This window comes from Solwaraspora sp. WMMA2059, from assembly GCF_027497315.1.
GTDB lineage: Bacteria > Actinomycetota > Actinomycetes > Mycobacteriales > Micromonosporaceae > Micromonospora_E.
In genome coordinates this window covers 360,200-380,442 of sequence record NZ_CP114908.1, presented here as the reverse complement: position 1 = coordinate 380,442, position 20,243 = coordinate 360,200, and the positions used below count along the sequence as shown (strand labels likewise).

Annotated in this window: 18 protein-coding genes and 1 tRNA gene; 5 read left to right on the top strand and 14 right to left on the bottom strand. The window is 72.3% G+C overall.

Translation table 11 applies throughout. The features are described 5' to 3' along the window. Positions 1–53 precede the first annotated feature (53 nt). The 6 genes from O7553_RS01735 to O7553_RS01710 form a co-directional block, all read right to left on the bottom strand. Positions 54–896, bottom strand: a complete 843-nt coding sequence (locus O7553_RS01735; protein ID WP_281553155.1) for a 3'(2'),5'-bisphosphate nucleotidase CysQ — start codon at positions 894–896, stop codon at positions 54–56. Positions 897–1,010: 114 nt separating this feature from the next. Further along, complete coding sequence (pth, locus tag O7553_RS01730) at positions 1,011–1,598, bottom strand: aminoacyl-tRNA hydrolase (RefSeq protein ID WP_281553154.1); 588 nt, start codon at positions 1,596–1,598, stop codon at positions 1,011–1,013. A 75-nt stretch (positions 1,599–1,673) separates the two neighbouring features. Continuing rightward, the gene (locus tag O7553_RS01725; protein ID WP_281553153.1) at positions 1,674–2,300 is read right to left on the bottom strand and encodes a 50S ribosomal protein L25/general stress protein Ctc; all 627 of its coding nucleotides are present in this window, start codon (positions 2,298–2,300) and stop codon (positions 1,674–1,676) included. Between the two features lie 325 nt (positions 2,301–2,625). Further along, positions 2,626–3,606: a ribose-phosphate diphosphokinase gene (locus O7553_RS01720; protein WP_281553152.1), complete on the bottom strand. Its 981-nt coding sequence runs from the start codon at positions 3,604–3,606 to the stop codon at positions 2,626–2,628. Positions 3,607–3,670: 64 nt separating this feature from the next. Beyond that, positions 3,671–5,203: a bifunctional UDP-N-acetylglucosamine diphosphorylase/glucosamine-1-phosphate N-acetyltransferase GlmU gene (gene glmU / locus O7553_RS01715; protein WP_348651186.1), complete on the bottom strand. Its 1,533-nt coding sequence runs from the start codon at positions 5,201–5,203 to the stop codon at positions 3,671–3,673. Between the two features lie 89 nt (positions 5,204–5,292). Then, a tRNA-Gln gene (locus O7553_RS01710) sits at positions 5,293–5,364 on the bottom strand. Positions 5,365–5,612: 248 nt separating this feature from the next. On the opposite strand from O7553_RS01710, the gene O7553_RS01705 reads away from it, so the two are divergent. Continuing rightward, positions 5,613–6,578: an acyl-CoA desaturase gene (locus tag O7553_RS01705; RefSeq protein ID WP_281553151.1), complete on the top strand. Its 966-nt coding sequence runs from the start codon at positions 5,613–5,615 to the stop codon at positions 6,576–6,578. Positions 6,579–6,761: 183 nt separating this feature from the next. Then, positions 6,762–7,367, top strand: a complete 606-nt coding sequence (locus tag O7553_RS01700; protein ID WP_281555416.1) for a TetR/AcrR family transcriptional regulator — start codon at positions 6,762–6,764, stop codon at positions 7,365–7,367. A gap of 35 nt (positions 7,368–7,402) precedes the next feature. Here the strand turns inward: O7553_RS01700 and O7553_RS01695 are convergent, their stop codons facing one another. From O7553_RS01695 to O7553_RS01670, 6 genes are all read right to left on the bottom strand, one after another. Then, the gene (locus tag O7553_RS01695; RefSeq protein ID WP_281553150.1) at positions 7,403–7,885 is read right to left on the bottom strand and encodes a DUF4383 domain-containing protein; all 483 of its coding nucleotides are present in this window, start codon (positions 7,883–7,885) and stop codon (positions 7,403–7,405) included. Positions 7,886–8,057: 172 nt separating this feature from the next. After that, complete coding sequence (locus O7553_RS01690; RefSeq protein ID WP_281553149.1) at positions 8,058–8,510, bottom strand: DUF4383 domain-containing protein; 453 nt, start codon at positions 8,508–8,510, stop codon at positions 8,058–8,060. A gap of 122 nt (positions 8,511–8,632) precedes the next feature. Further along, positions 8,633–10,495 carry an ABC-F family ATP-binding cassette domain-containing protein gene (locus O7553_RS01685; RefSeq protein WP_281553148.1) on the bottom strand — a complete coding sequence of 621 codons (1,863 nt, stop codon included), beginning with the start codon at positions 10,493–10,495 and terminating at the stop codon, positions 8,633–8,635. After that, entirely contained in the window at positions 10,495–11,451 is a 957-nt protein-coding gene (locus O7553_RS01680) for a 4-(cytidine 5'-diphospho)-2-C-methyl-D-erythritol kinase (protein ID WP_281553147.1), read from the bottom strand. Before O7553_RS01680 ends, O7553_RS01685 begins: the two co-directional genes overlap by 1 nt. A gap of 63 nt (positions 11,452–11,514) precedes the next feature. After that, a complete protein-coding gene (gene rsmA, locus O7553_RS01675; RefSeq protein ID WP_281553146.1) occupies positions 11,515–12,399 on the bottom strand; it encodes a 16S rRNA (adenine(1518)-N(6)/adenine(1519)-N(6))-dimethyltransferase RsmA in 885 nt (294 codons plus the stop codon). 4 nt (positions 12,400–12,403) lie between these two features. Next, entirely contained in the window at positions 12,404–13,288 is an 885-nt protein-coding gene (locus O7553_RS01670; RefSeq protein WP_281555415.1) for a TatD family hydrolase, read from the bottom strand. 127 nt (positions 13,289–13,415) lie between these two features. On the opposite strand from O7553_RS01670, the gene O7553_RS01665 reads away from it, so the two are divergent. Further along, complete coding sequence (locus O7553_RS01665; RefSeq protein ID WP_281553145.1) at positions 13,416–14,702, top strand: hypothetical protein; 1,287 nt, start codon at positions 13,416–13,418, stop codon at positions 14,700–14,702. A 76-nt stretch (positions 14,703–14,778) separates the two neighbouring features. On the opposite strand, the gene O7553_RS01660 is transcribed toward O7553_RS01665, so the two are convergent. Both O7553_RS01660 and metG read right to left on the bottom strand, forming a co-directional pair. Continuing rightward, positions 14,779–15,417, bottom strand: coding sequence for a LysE family transporter (locus O7553_RS01660; protein WP_281553144.1), 639 nt, complete (start codon positions 15,415–15,417; stop codon positions 14,779–14,781). Positions 15,418–15,421: 4 nt separating this feature from the next. Continuing rightward, positions 15,422–17,224: a methionine--tRNA ligase gene (gene metG, locus O7553_RS01655; protein ID WP_281553143.1), complete on the bottom strand. Its 1,803-nt coding sequence runs from the start codon at positions 17,222–17,224 to the stop codon at positions 15,422–15,424. 138 nt (positions 17,225–17,362) lie between these two features. On the opposite strand from metG, the gene O7553_RS01650 reads away from it, so the two are divergent. Both O7553_RS01650 and O7553_RS01645 read left to right on the top strand, forming a co-directional pair. Beyond that, on the top strand, positions 17,363–18,304 hold the full coding sequence (locus O7553_RS01650; RefSeq protein WP_281553142.1) for a hypothetical protein: 942 nt from the start codon (positions 17,363–17,365) through the stop codon (positions 18,302–18,304). A gap of 273 nt (positions 18,305–18,577) precedes the next feature. Beyond that, positions 18,578–20,086, top strand: coding sequence for a phospholipid carrier-dependent glycosyltransferase (locus O7553_RS01645; protein WP_281555414.1), 1,509 nt, complete (start codon positions 18,578–18,580; stop codon positions 20,084–20,086). Positions 20,087–20,243 lie beyond the last annotated feature (157 nt).

Sequence of the window (20,243 nt, the reverse complement as noted above, 5' to 3'; positions counted from 1 at the left end):
GCTTGGTCATCCGAATACCAGACCTTTCCGGTTGGCAAGCTGGAGATAGAGGGTCAGGATACCTGCAGATGCTGTCGCAACGCTGCGAGCAGTTTGCTGGCAAGATCTCGTCGGCAGACCACCAGATCTGGCAGCCGTGGGTTGGCTTCGTTGTACTGCAGCGCGGATCCGTCGATCCGGGAAGCGTGCAGACCGGTGGCGGTCGCCACGGCGACCGGCGCGGCCGAGTCCCACTCGTACTGGCCGCCGGCGTGCACGTAGGCGTCGGCGTCGCCGGCGATCACCGCGGCGATCTTGGCGCCGGCCGAGCCCATCGGCACCAGCTCGGCACCGAGCTGCTCGGCGAGCGCGGTGACGAAGGCGGGTGGCCGGCTGCGGCTGGCGGCCAGCCGGATCGCGCCGCCGGCCGACGCCGCCGCCGGCATCGGCGGGTACGGCGGCGGGTGCTCGGTGCTGATCGTGCGGTGCTGGGCGGGCAGGCCCACCGCGCCGGCGACCAGCCGGTGCGGGGTGGAGCCGCTGCGGGACCAGAGCGCCACGTGCACCGCCCAGTCGGCGCGGCCCTCCTCGGAGAACTCCCGGGTGCCGTCGAGCGGGTCGATGATCCACACCCGGTCGGCGGTGAGCCGGGACGGCCCGGCGTCCGTCGAGGTCTCGGCGTCCGGGTCCGGCAGCGCCTGGCGGGCGCCGTCGTCCTCCTCCGACAGCACCGCGTCCGCCGGCCGCCAGCGGGCCAGTTCGGTACGGAGCAGGTCGTGGGAGACCTTGTCACCGGCCGCCTTGAGCGCGGTCGGGTCGGCGTACCCCAGCTCCTCACGGACCTGGAGCAGCGACTCGCCGGCGCGCCCGGCGAGCCATCGGGCGAATGCGGCATCGGTTACCGGCGGCGTGCTCATCTGGCTCCTCTCCTACCTGCCCGGCTGAAACCGGGCCGTCCACCCGGAATCCACGGGCGGTGTTCTGCCCGGTTCACGATCCAGCTGTCCCAGACGTAACGCCACAGCCGCCTCTCAGGTGCTGTGGTACGTGTTCTGGGCCCACTCGAGCCCTCGGACGACCACCGCTTCCACCAGGTCAGCGGCCCGATCGACGAGAAAGTCGAGTTCCTTGCGTTCAGTTGTCGAGAAATCTGACAAAACATAATCTGCTGGATCCTGTCGACCGGGCGGACGCCCGATCCCGAACCTGACCCGCAGGTACTCCTTGCTGCCGAGCGACCGGGACATGGAGCGCAACCCGTTGTGGCCACCCTCTCCACCGCCCTGCTTCACCCGCAGTCGACCGTAGTCGATGTCCAGCTCGTCGTGCACCGTGACGATCTGCTCGACCGGCACCTTGTAGAACTTCGCCAACGCGGCCACCGGGCCACCGGAAAGGTTCATGTACGTCAGCGGCTTCGCCAGCACCAGCTTCGGCCCGCCCAGGCCGAGCCGCCCCTCGCCGGACTCGGCCGCCGCCCTACGGTGCCGGCTCAACCGCACGCCCAGCCGACCGGCGAGCAGGTCCGCGACCATGAACCCGACGTTGTGCCGGTTGCGGGCGTACTCCCGGCCCGGGTTGCCCAGCCCCACGACCAGCCACGGTGCCGTCTCCACCACACCTCCTGAAACGGATCAAGGCGTCACCGCTGCGGCAGGGCCGGCAGCGGGACGCCCGGATCGTCGAACGGCAGGTCAGACCGGCTGCTCGGCGGCGCCCTCGGCGACGGACTCCTCGGCTGCCTCCTCGCCGGTCTCCGTGTCGAGCTGGGCGGCGCTCGGCGCGGCGGAGACCACCACGAGCACGGTCGCCGGGTCGACGGTCAGCTCGACCCCGCCCGGCAGCTGGACGTCGCCGGCGGTGGCGTGCGAGCCCGGCTCCAGACCCTCGATCGACACCTCCAGCGACTCCGGCACCCGGGTCGCCTCGGCGCTGACCGACAGCGTGTCGTGCTCGTGCATCACCAGGGTGCCCTTGGCCGGCTCGCCGACCAGCTGCACCGGGATGTCCACGGTGACCTTCTCGCCCCGGCGGACCAGCAGCAGGTCGACGTGCTCGAAGGTGTCCTTGACCGGGTCACGCTGGATCGCCTTGGTCAGCGCCAGCGCCTGGGTGCCATCGGTAATGTCGATGGCGAACAGCTGGTTGGCGCCGCCGTGCCGGATCGCGGCGGCGAACTCACGGGCGGGCAACGCGATGTGCTTGGGCTTCTCGCCGTGGCCGTACAGCACGGCGGGCACCTTGCCGGCCCGGCGGGTACGGCGGGCACCACCCTTACCGAACTCGGTGCGGGGCTCGGCGCTGATCTTTACCTCGGACACGGGAGTACTCCTGGAGTTTCGGCAGTGCGTGCGGGGGAACCTGATCCGGCTCCGGGGAGACGGATGCGATGTCGGCGGTGCCGGGCGAAGGGGCACGCTGGGCGCTCGTCCAACTGGGCAGTGCCCGGAGCACCGCGTCGATCACGGTGCTTCCGGGCGGCAGCGCTTCGTCAGCAGCGGCCCGCAGGGCACCCTCGCCGTGGCAACCGCACCAGTCTACCCGAGGCTGGTGAACTGGTTCAGGCAGTACCCCTTGTGTGGGCGGATCTTCCCGCGCGGGCGCGGGCCGTAGATCAGCTCAGCCCGCGCGGGCGCGGGCCGTAGATCAGCTCAGCCCGCCGAACAGCGTCGTCACCGAGCCGTCGTCGAAGACTTCGCGGATCGCCCGGGCCAACAGCGGCGCGATGGACAGTACGGTGAGCTTGTCCAATTGTTTCTCCGCCGGCAGTGGCAGGGTGTTGGTCACCACCACCTCGCTGATCCGGCTGTTCTTCAACCGCTCGGTGGCCGGGTCGGACAGCAACGCGTGGGTGGCCGCGACCGCGATGTCCGACGCACCCGCGTCGTAGAGGATCTCCGCCGCCTTGGTGATCGTCCCACCGGTGTCGATCATGTCGTCGACGATCAGGCAGACCCGGCCCTCGACGTCACCGACCACCCGGTTCGCCACTACCTGGTTCGGCTTGAGCGGGTCCCGGGTCTTGTGGATGAAGGCCAGCGGGCAGCCGCCGAGCCGGTCGGTCCAGCGCTCGGCCACCCGGACCCGGCCGGAGTCCGGCGCGACCACGGTCATCGGCCGCCCGGCGAACCGGCTCTCGACGTAGCCGGCCAGGATGTCCATCGCGAAGAGGTGGTCGACCGGGCCGTCGAAGAAGCCCTGGATCTGTGCGGTGTGCAGATCGACGGTGAGGATCCGGTCCGCACCGGCGGTGCGCAGCAGGTCGGCGATCAGCCGGGCGGAGATCGGCTCCCGGCCGCGGTGCTTCTTGTCCTGACGCGAGTACGGGTAGAACGGCAGCACCACGGTGATCCGCTTGGCCGAGCCACGTTTCAGCGCGTCGATCATGATCAGGGTCTCCATCACCCAGCGGTTGACGCCGTGGGTGACCGACTGGACGACGAACGCGTCCGAGCCGCGGACCGACTCCTTGAACCGGACGAAGATCTCACCGTTGGAGAACTCGTACGAGTCGGACGGGGTGGGTGCGATGCCGAGCACTTCACCGATCTCCTCGGCGAGCTCGGGGAAACCCCGGCCGGTGAAAAGCATCAGGCTCTTGCGGTTCTCGGCGACGATGCTGCCCATCGAGACGTCTGCTCCCGTCAGGGTGGTTGCGGACGCCGACCTGGCTGGGCCGTACGCCGCTGGACTAGTCAGTCGCAGTATCTCCCGGAACCGGGTCGCCGGCACCGTGATGGTGGGCCGCTTCACCGTTGCCGGCCCCGACCTGCCCATTCCCGGCACCGGCCGTACCGGCCCCGGCGCGCTCCGCCGCCGCCGCGGCGGCGGTGCCCGGCCGGCGGGACTGCACCCAGCCGTCGACCGTGCGCTGCTGGGCCCGAGTGACGGCGAGCGCGCCGGGCGGCACGTCCCGGTTCACCACGCTGCCCGCCCCGACGTAGGCACCGGCGCCGATCTCGACCGGGGCGATCAGGCTGCTGTCACAGCCGACGAAGGCGGACTCCCCCACCGTGGTGTGACTCTTGTGCACCCCGTCGTAGTTGACGAAGATCGTCGCCGCGCCGATGTTGGCCCGGGCGCCGATCGTGGCGTCCCCGACGTAGCTCAGATGCGGCACCTTGGCGCCCGCGCCGATCTGCGACTTCTTCACCTCGACGAAGGTGCCGACCTTGGCCCGCTCGTCGAGCTGGGCGTCCGGGCGCAGATAGGCGTACGGGCCGACGCTCGCGCCGACGCCGATCCGGGCCTGCACGGCGTGCGAGCGCAGCACGGTCGCGCCCGCACCGACTGCGGTGTCGATCAATGTGACGTCCGGCCCGACGATGGCCTCGGCTCCGACCGTGCTGGTGCCGTACAGCTGGGTGTTCTGCTCGACGACGGCGTCGCGTTCCAGGTGCACCGTCACGTCGATCCAGGTGGTGGCCGGGTCGAGGATGCTCACCCCGGCGCGCATCCAGCCCTCGTTGACCCGGTCGGCGAGCAGCCGGCGCAACCGGGCCAGCTCCACCCGGTCGTTGCAGCCCAGCGTCTCGGTCACGTCGGCGGCGACGTGCACGCCGACCGGCGCTCCGGCGGCGGCGAGCAGACCGACGGCGTCGGTCAGGTACTCCTCGCCCTGGTCGTTGTCGGTGGTCAGCTTGCCGAGCGCGTCGCGCAGTCCGGCCGCGTCGAAGGCGTAGATCCCGGCGTTGATCTCGCGGATCCGGCGCTGCTCCGGGCTGGCGTCGCGCTCCTCGACGATGCGCTCCAGGCCGCCGGCCGGATCGCGGACGATCCGCCCCAGACCGGTCGGATCGGCGACCTCGGCGGTCAGTACGGTGGCGGCCGCGCCGGCCGACTCGTGCGCCTCGATCAGCTCGGCGACCGTCTCCGGACGCAGCAGCGGCACGTCGCCGTTGAGCACCACGACAGTTCCGGTGGCGTCGGGCGCGGCCGCCATCGCCAGCCGGACCGCGTGCCCGGTGCCGTGCTGCTCGGCCTGCAGCACCGGCACGGCCGCCGGGGCGATCTCCGACAGGTGCGCGGTGACCTGCTCGGCGCGGTGTCCGACGACGACCAGGGTGCGCTCGGCGGCGGCGGCCGCGGCAGCGGCAGCGGCGAGGACGTGCCCGACCAGGGTCCGGCCGAGCAGCGGGTGCAGCACCTTGGGTAGCGCCGACTTCATCCGCTTGCCTTCGCCGGCAGCGAGGACGACCACGGTACGGGACCGGGGCTGGATCACGAGAAATGCTCCCGTCAGGGCGGCGGCACACCTGCTTGACCTGGCACGACACCCAGCGTCACCGCCAGCGGTCTGGGTGTCGCGGGAAGCTCGGCCGCTAGGACTCGAACCTAGAATATCGGGACCAAAACCCGAGGTGTTGCCAATTACACCACGGCCGATCGTGCTACGGACACAGCCTAGCGTGCCGGGCGGATTCCGGCGTACTCCCGTCGCCCGGCCCGCCCCGCCGCCGCCCCCGCCCGGCCGAGTGCGCACGCGGCCCGGCTCGGGAACTCGACCGTAGAAAACTACGGCTCCGTAGGTTACGGTGACGTAGGCGTAAGTTCCCGTTTCTTCACCGCTGGCCGCCGCACCGGCTGGAACGCCCCGGCGCACCGCGGTCGAACCGTCACCGCTGCGAGGTGCCATGTCAACCGCCCTACTCGAGCCGCCACAGACCAACCCCGGCCCCGCCCCCAAGCCGCTGACCGTCGGCAAACAGTCGATCGGTGTGCTGATCGCCCTCGGCGCCTTCGTGACCGTCCCGTTCCTGGCGCTGATCGCCGCCGTACCGGTCGCCTGGGGCGGCTGGCTGGGCTGGACCGACGTCATCATCGGGCTGGTCTTCTACGTGGTAGCCGGGCTGGGCATCACCGTCGGGTTCCACCGGTACTTCACCCACGGCTCGTTCAAGGCGAAGCGGTGGCTGCGGATCACCCTGGCGCTCGCCGGCTCGCTGGCGATCGAGGGCAACGTGATCCAGTGGGTCGCCGACCACCGCCGCCACCACGCCTTCAGCGACATCGAGGGTGACCCGCACTCCCCGTGGCGGTTCGGCACCAGCGTCTGGGGGCTGACCAAGGGCCTGCTCTACGCCCACGTCGGCTGGTTGTTCCACCGCGACCTGACCAACCAGGAGCGGTTCACCCCGGACCTGCTCGCCGACAAGGACATCCGCCGCATCGACCAGCTCTTCCCGGCGCTGGTCGTGTTCACCATGCTCGCCCCGGCGGCGATCGGCGGCCTGGCCACCTGGTCCTGGCAGGGTGCGCTGACCGCGTTCTTCTGGGCCGGCCTGGTCCGGGTGGCGCTGCTGCACCACATCACCTGGTCGATCAACTCGGTCTGCCACGTCTACGGGGAACGCCCCTTCGAGGTGCGGCAGGGCGACAAGGCGTCGAACTTCTGGCCGCTGGCCATCCTGAGCTTCGGCGAGAGCTGGCACAACCTGCACCATGCCGACCCGACCTGCGCCCGGCACGGCGTACTGCGCGGGCAGATCGACATCTCCGCCCGGGTGATCTGGCTGCTGGAGAAGACCGGTGCGGTCTCCAACGTCCGCTGGCCGAAGCCGGAACGGATCGCGGCCAAGCTGGTCAAGCCGGCTGGCTGAGCCGGACCGCAGCCGGTACGGCTACCCACCGGGTCGGTGCGGGCACCGGCCCGGTGGCCCGGCACTGGCAGGAGGAGCCAAGTGACGGACAACCCAACCACCAACGGTGACGCTTCACCGGGCGGCACACCGGCACCGCCACCACCACCGGCGGCACCGGCCAAATCGAACTCCCGGGTCCGTATGTCGGCCGCGCAACGCCGGGAGCAGCTGATCACCATCGGACGGCAGCTCTTCGCCGAGCGGGGGTTCGACGCCACTTCCATCGAGGAGGTCGCCTCCCGGGCGAAGGTCTCCAAGCCGGTGGTGTACGAGCACTTCGGCGGCAAGGAAGGGCTGTACGCGGTCGTGGTGGACCGGGAGGTCCGCGCCCTGCTCGACCGGATCACCAACGCGCTGACCGCCGGGCACCCACGTGAGTTGTTGGAGCAGGCCGCGTTGGCGTTGCTGGACTACATCGAGGCGGAGACGAACGGCTTCCGGGTGCTGGTCCGCGAGTCGCCGCTGCTGTCGGCCGCCGGCAACTTCTCCAGCGTGATGAACGACGTTGCGCACCAGGTGGAACACATCCTCGGTGCCGAATTCAAGAGCCGGGGGTACGACCCGAAGCTCGCCGAACTGTACTCCCAGGCGCTGGTCGGGATGGTCGCGCTGACCGGGCGCTGGTGGCTGGAGGTACGCAAGCCGCGCAAGGAGACGGTCGCCGCGCACCTGGTCAACCTGGCCTGGAACGGCCTGTCCCACCTGGAAGCGAAACCCACCCTGCTGACCCGGCGCCGCAACCACTGATCGCCGGGGTCGGGCCGTACCGGGTCGGCGTACGCTCACTGCCGGGCCTGCTCAGCAGGTCGGTGCGCGCCGCGCCGGTAGCGTTCCTCGTCGCCGGCCGCCTCGGCCGGCCCCACCTTGTCGTACAGGCCGGTGGCCAGGAAGATCAGACCGAAGATCAGCGACACGATCACGGTCGACATCGAGAAGTTCAGGAAGTTGGCGTCGGTCTGCAGCAGGGCCATCATCAGCAGGCCGGTGACCATGAAGACCACCGCGATGGTGAGGTTGGCGAGGTGCCCGGCCCGGCCGCCGATGATCGCCCCGATCAGGATCAGCCCGCCGTAGACGATCGAGGAGATCGAGAACGCGAGGTTGGTGCGCAGCCCGAGCACCCAGACGTCGTCCCGGGCGAACAGCGGATCACCCCAGGTGGCGACCGTTCCGGCGATGCCGAAGATCAGCACGTACAGGCCGGTCAGCCCGGCGATCGTCCGGTAGACCGGCCGCAGCGGGTGGTTGACCGGAATGTGCGCCATGGCTGCCGCTCCTGTCGCCGACCCAGGCCCGCGTCGCGGCGACGCGGGCGTCATTCCCCGGATTCTCCCGCCGCGGGCGGGTGGCGCGCAGCCGAACCGACCGGTAGGCGGCTACGGGATCAGCCGGCCCCGCCGCCCGATCAGCGACCCCGGACCAGAGCACCGGTCCAGGTCACAGCACCAGCCGACCGTCCCGCCACGCCTGGGCCTCCTGCTCGGTGCCGATCCGGCCGTACATGGCGGCCATCAGCAGCACCAGGCCGACGATCATCACGACCAGGCAGGTGCTCACCGTGAAGTTGAGGAAGTTGGCGTCGGTGCGCAGCACCGCCAGTTCGGCCAGGCTCAACGCCATCAGGCCGTACGCCAGCACCTTGTTGATCGCCGTGTCGATGTTGCGGCCGAACCCTACGCCGGCCAGCACGGCCACGCCCAGCACCAGGCACAGCCCGGAGAAGCCGAGGTTGGCGCCCTGGCCGAGCACCCGGCTGTCGTTCTGTGCGAAGAGGGCGTCGCCGCTGGTGACGATGATCCCGACGACACCGAAGATCACCAAGTAGAGGCCGGTCAGCGCGGCGACCGCCCGGTAGATCGGCCGGGCGGGGTGGTTGACGGGGGTGTGCATGGGGTCTGCTCCAACGCCGACGGGGGTGGTCGCCGACGATTGTCGCTCATCGCCCGCGACCAGCGGGGGGTGGCCCCGGCCGGCGCGGCCCAGCTCACCAACCGGTCCGGCTCACCCGACGCCTAGCTCACCTGCTCGGCCAGGGCGAGCCACTCCTCCTCGGTACGGCTGCGCTGCGCCTGCACCTCACGCAGTCGGGCGTCCAGCTCGGCGAGCCGGGTGAAGTCGGTGGCGTGTCGGGCCAACTCCTCGTGCAGCGCCGTCTCCTGCTGCTCCAGCTTGCCGACCTGGCGTTCCAGTCGGGCCAGCTCCTTGCGGGCCGCCCGCAGGTCACCGGCGGACAGCCCGCCACCGGCGGCGTCACCCGCCGGCCGGTCGCCGGCCGCAGCCGGGCCGGCCACACCGGAACCCGCCGGCCGGTCGGCCCCGGGACCGGCCCCGGCGGCCCGCGCCGCACCGGAGCCGGCGGCACCGCCGGCTCGGGCCAGGTACTCGTCGACCCCGCCGGGCAGATGCACCAGTCGGCCGTCGCCGAACATGCCGTACGTCTCGTCGGTGACCCGCTCGATCAGGTACCGGTCGTGGCTGGCCACGATCAGCGTGCCCGGCCACGAGTCGAGCAGGTCCTCCAGCGCCGCCAAGGTGTCGGTGTCCAGGTCGTTGGTGGGCTCGTCGAACAGCAGCACGTTCGGCTCGGCGGCCAGCAGTCGCAGCAGCTGCAGCCGGCGGCGCTCGCCACCGGACAGATCTCCGACCGGCGTCCACAGCCGCCGGTCGGTGAAGCCGAACATCTCCGCGAACTGGGTCGCGGCAAGCTCGCGGTCGCCGAACACCACCCGGCGGGCAACCTCCTCCACCGCCTCCAGCACCCGCAGCTCACCGGGGAGCTCGGCCAGCTCCTGGGACAGGAAGGCCGGCCGGACCGTCGCCCCGGTCACCACCCGGCCCTGCTGAGGGGCACGGACCCCGGCCAGCAACCGCAGCAGTGTGGTCTTGCCGGCACCGTTGGCGCCGACGATCGCGAACCGGTCCCCCGGACCGATCTGCCAGGTCAGCCCGTCGAGGATCAGCTTCTCCCTGGCGTACGCGGTCACGTCGTCCAGCTCGTAGACCTGCTTGCCGAGCCGGGCGGTGGCCAGCCGGTGCAGCGACACGGTGTCGCGCGGCGGCGGCACGTCGGCGATCAGCGCGTTCGCCGCCTCGATCCGGAACCGCGGCTTGGAGGTACGGGCCGGCGGGCCACGGCGCAGCCAGGCGATCTCCTTACGCAGCAGGTTCTGTCGGCGGGCCTCGGTAGCCGCGGCGACCCGCTCCCGTTCGGCGCGGGCCAGCGTCCAGGCGGCGAACCCGCCCTCGTAGGCGCGGACCGTCTGGTCGGCGACCTCCCAGGTGTCGGTGCAGACCTCGTCGAGGAACCACCGGTCGTGGGTGACCACTACCAGCGCGCCCCGGCGACGCTGCACCAGGTATGCGGCGAGCCAGGCCACCCCGGCGACGTCCAGATGGTTGGTCGGCTCGTCCAGGATCAGCAGCTCGGCTGGGCGGATCAGCAGCGCGGCCAGGGCGATCCGGCGCCGCTCGCCGCCGGACATCGGCCCGACCGGCTGGTCCAGGCCGAGGTGCGGCATGCCGAGACCGTCGAGGACGGTACGCACCCCGGCGTCGCCGGCCCACTCGTGCTCGGCGCCGAACCCCTCGGCCAGCCACGCGGTGCCGAGCACCACGTCCCGTACGGTGGCGTCACCGGCCAGCTCGAGCGTCTGGGGCAGCGCGGCGACCCGCAGGTCCCGGCGGTGGGTGACCCGCCCGGCGTCGGGTTCCTCGGCTTTGGTGAGCAGCCGCAGCAGGGTCGACTTGCCGGCACCGTTGAGACCGACGACGCCGATCCGGTCGCTGTCGTCCAAGCCCAGCGAGACCTCGGTGAGCAACTGCCCGACTGCGCCGTAGCCCTTGGACACCCGATCCAGATTGACAATGTTCACCATCAGATCAGCCTCGCCCCGGCGACGGCGCCGTGCGCCAGGTGCACGTCCCGGCAGACCCCGGCATCGTCGAGCGCGGCCGCGACGGTGGCCGCGCCAGCCGCGTCCGCAGCCAGGAAGACACAGGTCGGGCCGGACCCGGAGACCATGCCGGCCAGTGCCCCGGCTGCCACCCCGGTGTCCAGCACCTGCTTGAGCGCCGGGCGCATGGACAGCGCGGCCGGCTCGAGATCGTTGCCGAGCGCGCCGGCCAGCACCTGCGGATCCCGCTGGCGCAGCGCGGCCAGCAACTCGTCGGCGGCGCCGACCGGTGGCGGCGCCGCACCGGCCGCCCGCAGCCGGTCCAGCTCGGCGTAGACCTCGGGGGTGGACAGGCCGCCGTCGGCGACCGCGACGACCCAGTACCAGGTGGTGGGTCGGGCCAGCACCGGGCTGATCGCCTCGCCCCGGCCGGTGCCCAGCGCGGTGCCGCCGTGCAGTAGGAACGGCACATCCGAACCGATGCCGGCGGCCAGCCCGGCCAGGTCGTCACGGGTCAGCCCGGTCCCCCACAGCTCGTCGCAGGCGACCAACGCTGCGGCGGCGTCCGCGCTGCCGCCGGCCAGGCCGGCCGCGAGTGGGATCTGCTTGCGCAGGTGCAGTCGGGCGTGCGCGGGGACCCGGGCGTGCCTGGCCAGCGCCCGGGCGGCGCGCAGCACCAGGTTGGAGTCGTCCAGCGCCAGCTCGCCGGTGCCCTCACCGTCCATGGTCAGGATCAGCGTGTCGGCCCGCCGGACGGTCAGCTCGTCGTAGAGCGCGATCGCGTGGTAGACGGTGCTCACCTCGTGGTAGCCGTCGGGCCGGAGCGGGCCGACGGCCAACCGCAGGTTGATCTTGGCTGGCACCCGCACCTTGACCGAGCTGCGGGCGCCGCGACGGAAAATCTCGTCCTCGTCGCCCGGCCGCCATGCCTCGGTCACCGGGAAATACCCCGGCTGAGGTGGGCCGCGCGGGTACCTCTCGTCACGATCACGGCCGCCAGCCTACTCGGCCACCGTTTCGACCAGCGGCGCCGCCGCAGCGATCGCCGCGAACCGCGCCACGGTCAACGCCTCCCCCCGCGCACGCGGGTCGACCCCGGCCGCGGCCAGCACCGCCGCCGCCCGGTCCGCCCCGCCGGCCCAGCCGGCCAGCGCCGCCCGCAGCGTCTTGCGGCGCTGCGCGAACGCGGCGTCCACCACGGCGAAGACCCGCCGCCGGAACCCGTCCACCGGCTGACCCGCCGGCACCGCCGGTGGCTCGCGGCGGGTGAACGCGACCAGCCCGGAGTCGACGTTGGGCACCGGCCAGAACACGCTCGGCGGGACCCGACCCGCAGTACGGGCGGCGGCGTACCAGGCCAGCTTCACCGACGGTACGCCGTACGTGCGCGAGCCCGGGCCGGCGACCAGCCGGTCGGCCACCTCTTTCTGCACCATCACCAGCCCTTGCCGCAGGCTGGGCAGCTCGGCGAGCAGGTGCAGCACCACCGGCACCGCCACGTTGTACGGCAGGTTGGCCACCAGCGCGGTCGGTTCCGGCCCGCCGAGACCGGCGGCGGTGGTCCGCAGCGCGTCGGCGGTGTGCACGGTCAGCCGGGCGAGGTCGCCGCCGCAGCCGGCGACGGTCTGCGGCAGCGCGCCGGCGAGCACCGGATCGATCTCCACCGCGTGCAGGTGGCGCACCTGGTCGAGCAGGCCAAGGGTCAGCGAGCCGAGCCCGGGGCCGACCTCCAGCACCACCGCGTCCGTTGGCAGATCGGCGGCGGACACGATCCGCCGGACCGTGTTCGGGTCGTGCACGAAGTTCTGCCCGAGCCGTTTGGTGGGTGCCACCGCCAGCCGGCCGGCCAGCTCCCGGATCTGCGCCGGACCGAGCAACTCGGTCACCGGCTCACCACGGCCCGAACACCCGGTCGCCGGTGGCCGAGATCGCGGCGCACAACTCGGTCAGGTCGGTGCCGGTGACCTCGGCAAGCAGCCGGACGGTGTGCGGGATCAGGTAGGAGGCGTTGGGCCGGCCCCGGTGCGGCACCGGCGTCAGGTACGGCGCGTCGGTCTCCACAAGCATCTGCTCGACCGGCGTGACGGCCGCTGCGGCGCGCAGCCCGGCGGCGTTGCCGAAGGTCACCGTACCGGCGAAGCTGAGCACGAAGCCGCGCCGGACGCAGTCGGCGGCGAAATCCGCGTCGCCGGAGAAGCAGTGCATCACCACGGTCTGCGGGGCGCCTTCGGAGTCGAGCACCCGCAGCACGTCGGCGTGCGCGTCCCGGTCGTGGATCACCAGCGGCTTGCCGTACCGCTTGGCGATCGCGATGTGCGCCCGGAAGCTGGCCTGCTGCGCGGCCAGTCCGTCCGACCCGGTCCGGAAGTGGTCCAGCCCGGTCTCGCCGACGCCGCGCACCCGATCGGCGGCGGCCAGCGCCTCGACCTCACGCAGCGCCTCGTCCAGGTCGGCCAGTCGGGGTGCCTCGTTGGGATGCAGGGCGACCGTGGCGACCACCGCCGACGATCGCGCGGCGAGGTCCGCGCCCCAGCGCGACGACTCCAGGTCGACACCGACCTGGACCAGCCGGTCGACGCCGACCGACGCGGCCCGGGCGATCAAGGTGGCCACCGGGTCGCCGCTGTCCCGGCCGAGGACCGCCGGTTCGGCGACAGTCAGGTCCAGGTGGGTGTGGCTGTCGATCACCGGTACGGGCAGCGGATCGGGTGGCGGCGGGAACTCCCCGGCCCGGCGGGCGGCCCGTTGCCGGCGGGTCTCGGCTGGCTGCGTCATCATCGGACAGCATCACACGTCCCGGTCCGGCCGGTGCACCGGGCCACCCGGGCGGCACCGCCAATGGACATGCGGCGGCTACCACGCGTTCACCCGAAGCGGTGACCCGGCAACTACCTTCGGCGACGTGACTCTGAGCTCTGCGCGTGGCGGCGTCGCCGATGCCCCGGCCGGCCTGCACGTCCGCTTCGAGGGTGCGGTCTACCCGGCTGAGGAGATCGCCCGAGGGGCCGCCTACCGGCTGGTCAGCATGGACCCGGTAGCCGGCTTCCAGCGCGACGGCCGGGGCCGCTGGTTCCGCCACGTGCATGCCAGCGAGGTCGGCCCGGTCTCCGGCGTGGGTATCTCCGCCGGCGGCACGGGTGCCTCCGGTGCCGGCGCGGGTGCCGACGACCGCACCGACGATCCGGGCGACAGCCCGCTGATGGCCCCGTTGACCCGGGCCGCCAGCTGGGCGGACGTACATCAGCTGAGTCAGACGCCGTCGGCCGCCGACCATCCGGCAAATACCGTGGTCCGGCGTACCGCGACGGTCCGGCGCGGCACCCGGATGATGAAGGTACTTTCCGGCCGACAGGTGGCCGGCTTCCTGCGTGGCTGGGCACCGGCCGGTTTCTGCTACCGCGAGTACGACATCGCGCACCTGCGTACCCCGGCCGACCTGGCCCTGCTGCGCACCGACGACGAGGGCGGGCGGGACAGCCTGGAGGTGGCGTACGCACTGCGCTGGCGGGCCATCGGCGCCGACGACTACGAGATCCCGGCCGGGCCGGCGTACCAGGGGCTGGCGGCCATGCCGCCCCGGGACCGGATCGGCCCGCCGGTGCTCGGCACCGGGTTCACCCCGAGCGGGCGCCATCTGATCCCCGAGTTCGTCACCGCCGGCTGCACCGACCTGCCGATGCCGGCCAACGCCGCCCTGCTGGCGTACACCCCGGACGGTGCCGAGGTGGTGCTGTACACCTACCAGCCAGAGCAGCGCGGCTGGATCCGGATGGCCGGGCCGCAGCGACGACACCTGCTCGACGGGATCCCCGACGTCCCGTCCGACCAGGAGTACCTGCGCACCGGCGACCTGCCGCAGTCGACCCAGCTGGTCGGCACCCACGACGGCCAGACCTACGAGGCGGTCGCCGACCCGCCGCACGAGTTCCGGGTGCTGGCGATGACCCGGGCCGCTCGCTACCCGGTCGACTCGCTGGCCCGCCGGGTGCGGCTCGCCACCTGGCGCGACGCCCGCTGTCAGGTGCTGAGGCAGGATTCCGGGTGGAGCCGGCTGCGGCTGTGCCGGCCCACCCCGGAGGCGGTCGCGTCGCTCGGCGCGCAGTGCTACGAACGCGGCGTGTACGAGGTGTGGGCACCGAGCGTGGAGATTTCCGACGAAGGCGCGACCGACCTGCCGTACCCGCTGTGAACCGGACTGCCAGTTGCAACCGGCCGTGTCAGTCGTGGGCCCGGCGGGAGCGGTGGGCCCGGCGGGAGCGCCGCGCTCACCCGGCGGCCAGGTGGGTCAGCTCGAGGGCGAAGTAGCCGGCGAAGACCAGCATGATCGCGCCGGACACCCGGTCGAACCAGGCGATCACCCGCGGCGTCAGGAAGCGACGCGCCTGGGCGGCACCGACCGCCAGGACCAGAAACCAGGTCCACGACGCGGAGAGCGTCCCGGCGGCGAACGTCGCCCGGGAGTCCGCCGGCTGGGCGATCACCGCTGCCCCGATCACCCCGACCATGTCGAGGATGGCGTGCGGGTTGAGCAGCGAGACGCTGACCGTACGCCCGACGACCTGGCGGACCGACCCGGCCGCCGGCCCCGGACCCGGCCCACCCGGTGGGCCGACGGCGAGGTGCCCGCCGGCGGTACGGATGGACCGCACGCCCAGGTAGGTGAGGAAGACCGCGCCGCAGGCGAGCAGCGCCGGCCGCACGCCCGGCACGGTGGCGATCAGGCCGGACACGCCGGCGACCCCGGCGACGATCAGCAGCGTGTCGCAGCAGCCGGCGGCCAGCACCGCCCACAGCGCACGCGGCAGGCCGACCGCCAGCCCCTGGCTGACCACGAAGACGTTCTGCGGCCCGATCGGCATGATCAGGCCGAGGCCGAGCAGCAACCCGGCCAGGTAATCGGTCACCCGGTCAGGCGGTGAGCCGGGCCAGCTCCTCGTCGACGATCGACTCGTCGAGCTTGCGGAACACCGGCTTCGGCGCGGCCAGCGGTCGGCCGGCCTCGACCGGGGTGGACTCCCACCGGGCACCGTCGCGGTAGTCGCCGGTGAGGATCGGGTACGCCGGACCGGCGTCGAGGTCGTCGACCTCGACGATCCGGGGCATCGGCGCGTGTACGCCGGCGCCGCCGAGCAGCTCGTGGATCTTCTGCGCCGAGTGCGGCAGGAACGGGGTGAGCAGGGTGTTCGCGTCCGCGACCACCTGCAGGGCGACGTGCAGGACGGTGCCCATCCGGGGCTTGTCCGCCTCGCCCTTGAGCTTCCACGGTGCCTGGTCGGACAGGTAGCGGTTGGCCTCGGCGACCACCCGCATCGCCTCACCGATCGCCTGCTTCTGCCGGTGCCGTTCGATCAGTGCGCCGACCGTGCCGAACGCGGCCCGGCTGGTCGCCAGCAGCGCCTCGTCGGCGGCGGTCAGCCCGGCCGGGTCGACCGGCGGGATGGCGCCGAAGTTCTTGGCGGCCATCGAGATCGACCGGTTGACCAGGTTGCCCCAGTCGTTGACCAGCTCGTCGTTGTTGCGGCGCCGGAACTCCGCCCAGGTGAAGTCGGTGTCCTGGCTCTCCGGGCCGGCCACGGCGATGAAGTAGCGCAGCGCGTCGGCGTCGTAGCGGGCCAGGAAGTCCCGCACGTAGATGACCACCTGGCGGGAGGAGGAGAACTTGCGCCCCTCCATGGTCAGGAACTCGCTGGAAACCACCTCGGTGGGCAGGTTGAGCCGGCCGAGCTGACCTGACTCACCGCCATGGTCGCCCTCGCCGGAGTAGCCGAGCAGCAGCGACGGCCAGATCACCGAGTGGAAGACGATGTTGTCCTTGCCCATGAAGTAGTAGGCGCGTGCCTCCTTGCCCTGGGCGTCCGCCGTCCACCAGCGGCGCCAGGCGTCCGGGTCACCGGACCGCCGGGCCCACTCGATCGAGGCCGACAGGTAACCGATCACCGCGTCGAACCAGACGTAGATCCGCTTGTCGCCGCGCTCGCGCCAGCCGTCCAGCGGGATCGGCACGCCCCACTCCAGGTCCCGGGTGATCGCCCGGGGCTGCAGGTCGTCGAGCAGGTTGCGGGAGAACCGCAGGACGTTGGGCCGCCAGCCGTCGCGGGCGTCCAGCCAGGTGCCGAGCGCCTCGGCGAACGCCGGCAGGTCGAGGAAGAAGTGCTCGGTCTCGACGAAGTTCGGCGTCTCCCCGTTGATCTTCGAGCGCGGGTCGATCAGCTGAACCGGGTCGAGCTGGTTGCCGCAGTTGTCACACTGGTCGCCCCGGGCGGCGTCGTAGCCGCAGATCGGACAGGTGCCCTCGATGTAGCGGTCCGGCAGGGTGCGACCGGTGGACGGGGAGATCGCGCCGAGGGTGGTCTTCGCAACGATGTAGCCGTTGCGGTGCAACGTCTCGAACAGCTCCTGGACCACCTGGTAGTGGTTGCCGGTGGTGGTCCGGGTGAACAGGTCGTAGGACAGGCCGAGCCCGTGCAGGTCCTCGACGATCACCCGGTTGTACCGGTCGGCCAGCTCGCGCGGCTTCAGCCCCTCGCTGTCGGCCTGCACCTGGATCGGGGTGCCGTGCTCGTCGGTGCCGGAGATCATGAGCACGTCGTGGCCGGCCATCCGCATGTACCGGCTGAACACGTCGGAGGGCACCCCGAAACCGGAGACGTGGCCGATGTGGCGGGGCCCGTTGGCGTAGGGCCAGGCGACCGCCGCGAGAACGTGACTCATACGACCAGCCTAGTTAGTGTCACCGGGCGTACGCGAACGGGTTGCCGAGCCGCCCGGCGGAGCGCGACACGCCTTCGGGGGTTCGCCCCGGCTCCGCGTGCCGGGGTGTCAAATGGCGGGGTGACCGGGGAACCCAGCATGCCGGAGTCCGACGAGCCGCCGACCGCCCCACCCACCCGGGAGCCGGCGGGCGCTCCCGAGCAGCGTCGGCGGCGGCCGAGCCCCTGGGCGACGGCCGGGCCGGAGGGCACCTGGTGGCACGGTGGCGAACCGACCGACGGCGGACCGGCCGGTGCCGTGGCATCACCTGCCGCCGAACCGGCCACGCCCGTGACCCCGGATGCCGGCGAGCCGACCGACACCGCCGCGCCAGCCGACAGCGCCGACCCGGATGACGGCGGACCGGGCGACACCGGCAGGCCGGCGGGCAACGGCAGGCCGGCGGGCAACGGCAGGCCGGCGGGCAACGGCAGGCCGGCGGGCAACGGCAGGCCGGTGGCGGTGCCGGTGGCGGAACGGCCGCCGGGCCGCCGCCCGCTCCGCCGGGCGGCCGCCCGTCAACGGCGGACGAGGGTCCGGCGTTCCCGCCGGCCGGCGACCGGCATCGCCTGGATCGTGGTCGTCGCGGCGGCTGCGGCGTTCCTCGGCTGGGTCAGCGCCGAACCGCTGTGGCTGGCCGTCGGCCGGGGCGTCAACGGCACCGCGACGGTCACCGACTGCACCGGCGACGGGTACGGCCGACGGTGCCTCGGCGAGTTCGCCGCGCAGACCGGCTTCACTGTCGACCGGGTGCGGCTGTTCGGCGTACCGCCGGTTGACCAGGCCACCGGCGCCGAGCTGACCGCCCGGATGTTGCACCGTGAACGGGACACCGCGTACGTCGTGGCCGACCTGGTCGTGCTGCACCTGCGGTGGTCGGTCGGCTGGGGGCTGACCGTGCTGCTCGGCGTACTGCTGGTCTGGGGCAGCGGTGCCCGCCGGCTGGCCACCGCGACGGCCCGTCGGGTTGCCACCGTCGCCGCGTTGCTGGCGCCGGTCCTGCTGGCCGCCGGGTTCCTGGCCACCGTCTGGACCGGCTGACATCGACCGACCGGAGCAGGCATCGACCACCCGTAGCGCAGCGCATCGACGACCCGAAATATATTCTTCGGCGGGGAGGTCCCGCGACGTCGGGCGGCGGCCTACGATCACGGGGTGATCTCGGCGGCAGCTTCGGACGCGGCAAGCGGTGAACCAGCGGTGACGGCGACAGCGGACCGGCCGGTCCGTCCACCGGACGCCGGTCCGGCGGGGGCCCACCCGGTCGGCCCCGACGGCTCCGCCGGGTCGTCGACGCCGACCGGCGGGGTCGGGCTGCCGGCCGTGGTCCGCCGCCGGCTGGCACCGCTGGACAACTGGCTGGAGCCGTGGTCCTGGCTGGCCACCGCCGTGGTGGTGACGATCGCCGGCGTACTGCGGCTGGTCAACCTGAGCCACCCGCCGGGCCTGATCTTCGACGAGCTCTACTACGCCAACGAGGCCAACGAGCTGCGTCAGTACGGCTTCGAGTGGGACGAGACCAACAACACCCCGGCGTACGTGGTGCATCCGCCGCTCGGCAAGTGGATCATCTCGCTGGGCGTCCGCTGGTTCGACTTCACCGAGTTCGGTTGGCGAATCTCGGCGGCGGTCGCCGGCATCCTGATGGTGCTGATCATCACCCGGACGGCCCGGCGGTTGTTCCACTCCACCGTCCTCGGCTGCGTAGCCGGGCTGCTGCTCGCCCTGGACGGCTTCCATCTGGTGCTGTCCCGGACCGCCCTGCTCGACATCTTCCTCGCGTTCTTCGTGCTCGCCGCCTTCGCCGCGCTGGTAGTCGACCGGGACTGGAGCCGGCGACGGTGGCTGCGGGCGGTCGACGACGGGCTCGATCCGACTCTGCCGGGCCGCGCCGGCCGACCGCCGTTCGCCGTACCGTGGTGGCGGCTGATCGCGGCGCTACTGCTCGGCTGCGGTCTCGCCGTCAAGTGGAGCGCACTGTGGTTCATCCCGGTGTTCGGCCTGCTGGTGATCTGGTGGGAGGCCGGTGCCCGCCGGTCCGCCGGGGTCCGCCGGCCGTGGCTGGACGCGGCGCTCGGCGAGATCGGTTGGCTGGTCCTCGGCGGGGTGCTGATCCTCGGCACCTACCTCGCCAGCTGGTCGGGCTGGCTGGCGACCGACGGCGGCTACCTGCGGCACTACCGGGCGGACAACGGCATGTCCGAGGCACCGTTCATCGGCGCCCTGCTGAACCTCTGGCATTACCACACCCAGGCGTACGGCTTCCACAGCACGTTGGAGACGGAACACCGCTACCAGTCGTGGCCGTGGCAGTGGCTGCTGCTGGGCCGCCCGGTCGCCTTCCACTGGACCGACCAGACCGCCTGCGGAGCACCCAGCTGCGCCGAGGAAGTGCTGCTGCTGGGCACTCCGCTGCTGTGGTGGTCGTTCCTGCCGGCCCTGGCGGCGCTGGTCTGGCTCGGTATCGCCCGGCGGGACTGGCGGGCGGGGGCGATCCTCGCCGGGGTGGCCGCCGGGCTGCTGCCGTGGTTCTACTACGCCACCGAGGGCCGGACGATGTTCGCCTTCTACACCGCGCCAGCGCTGCCGTTCCTGGTCCTCGCGGTGACCTATGTGCTCGGTGCGATCGTCACACCGTCCGGCGGGACGGCGGTCGCCGACCCGGCCGGCAACGACCGGCGGCTGGTCGGCGCGGTGATCGCCGGCACCTACGTCCTGCTGGTCGCCGTCTGCTTCGCGTATTTCTACCCGATCTTCGTCGGTGAGCCGCTGCCGTACGAGGACTGGTCGGCGCGGATGTGGCTCGGCGGGCGCTGGATCTGACCATCGCGGCCGGCCCGCTACCGGCCCGCTGCCCGTCCGGTGGTCCACGGCCGCCGGACGGGTGCCGTCAGCCGATCGTGGACTCACCTGGCCCGTATCTCCACTGTGATCAGCAGCGTCGGCTGCGACAGCAGGTGGGCGAGGGTGCCGGAGAGCG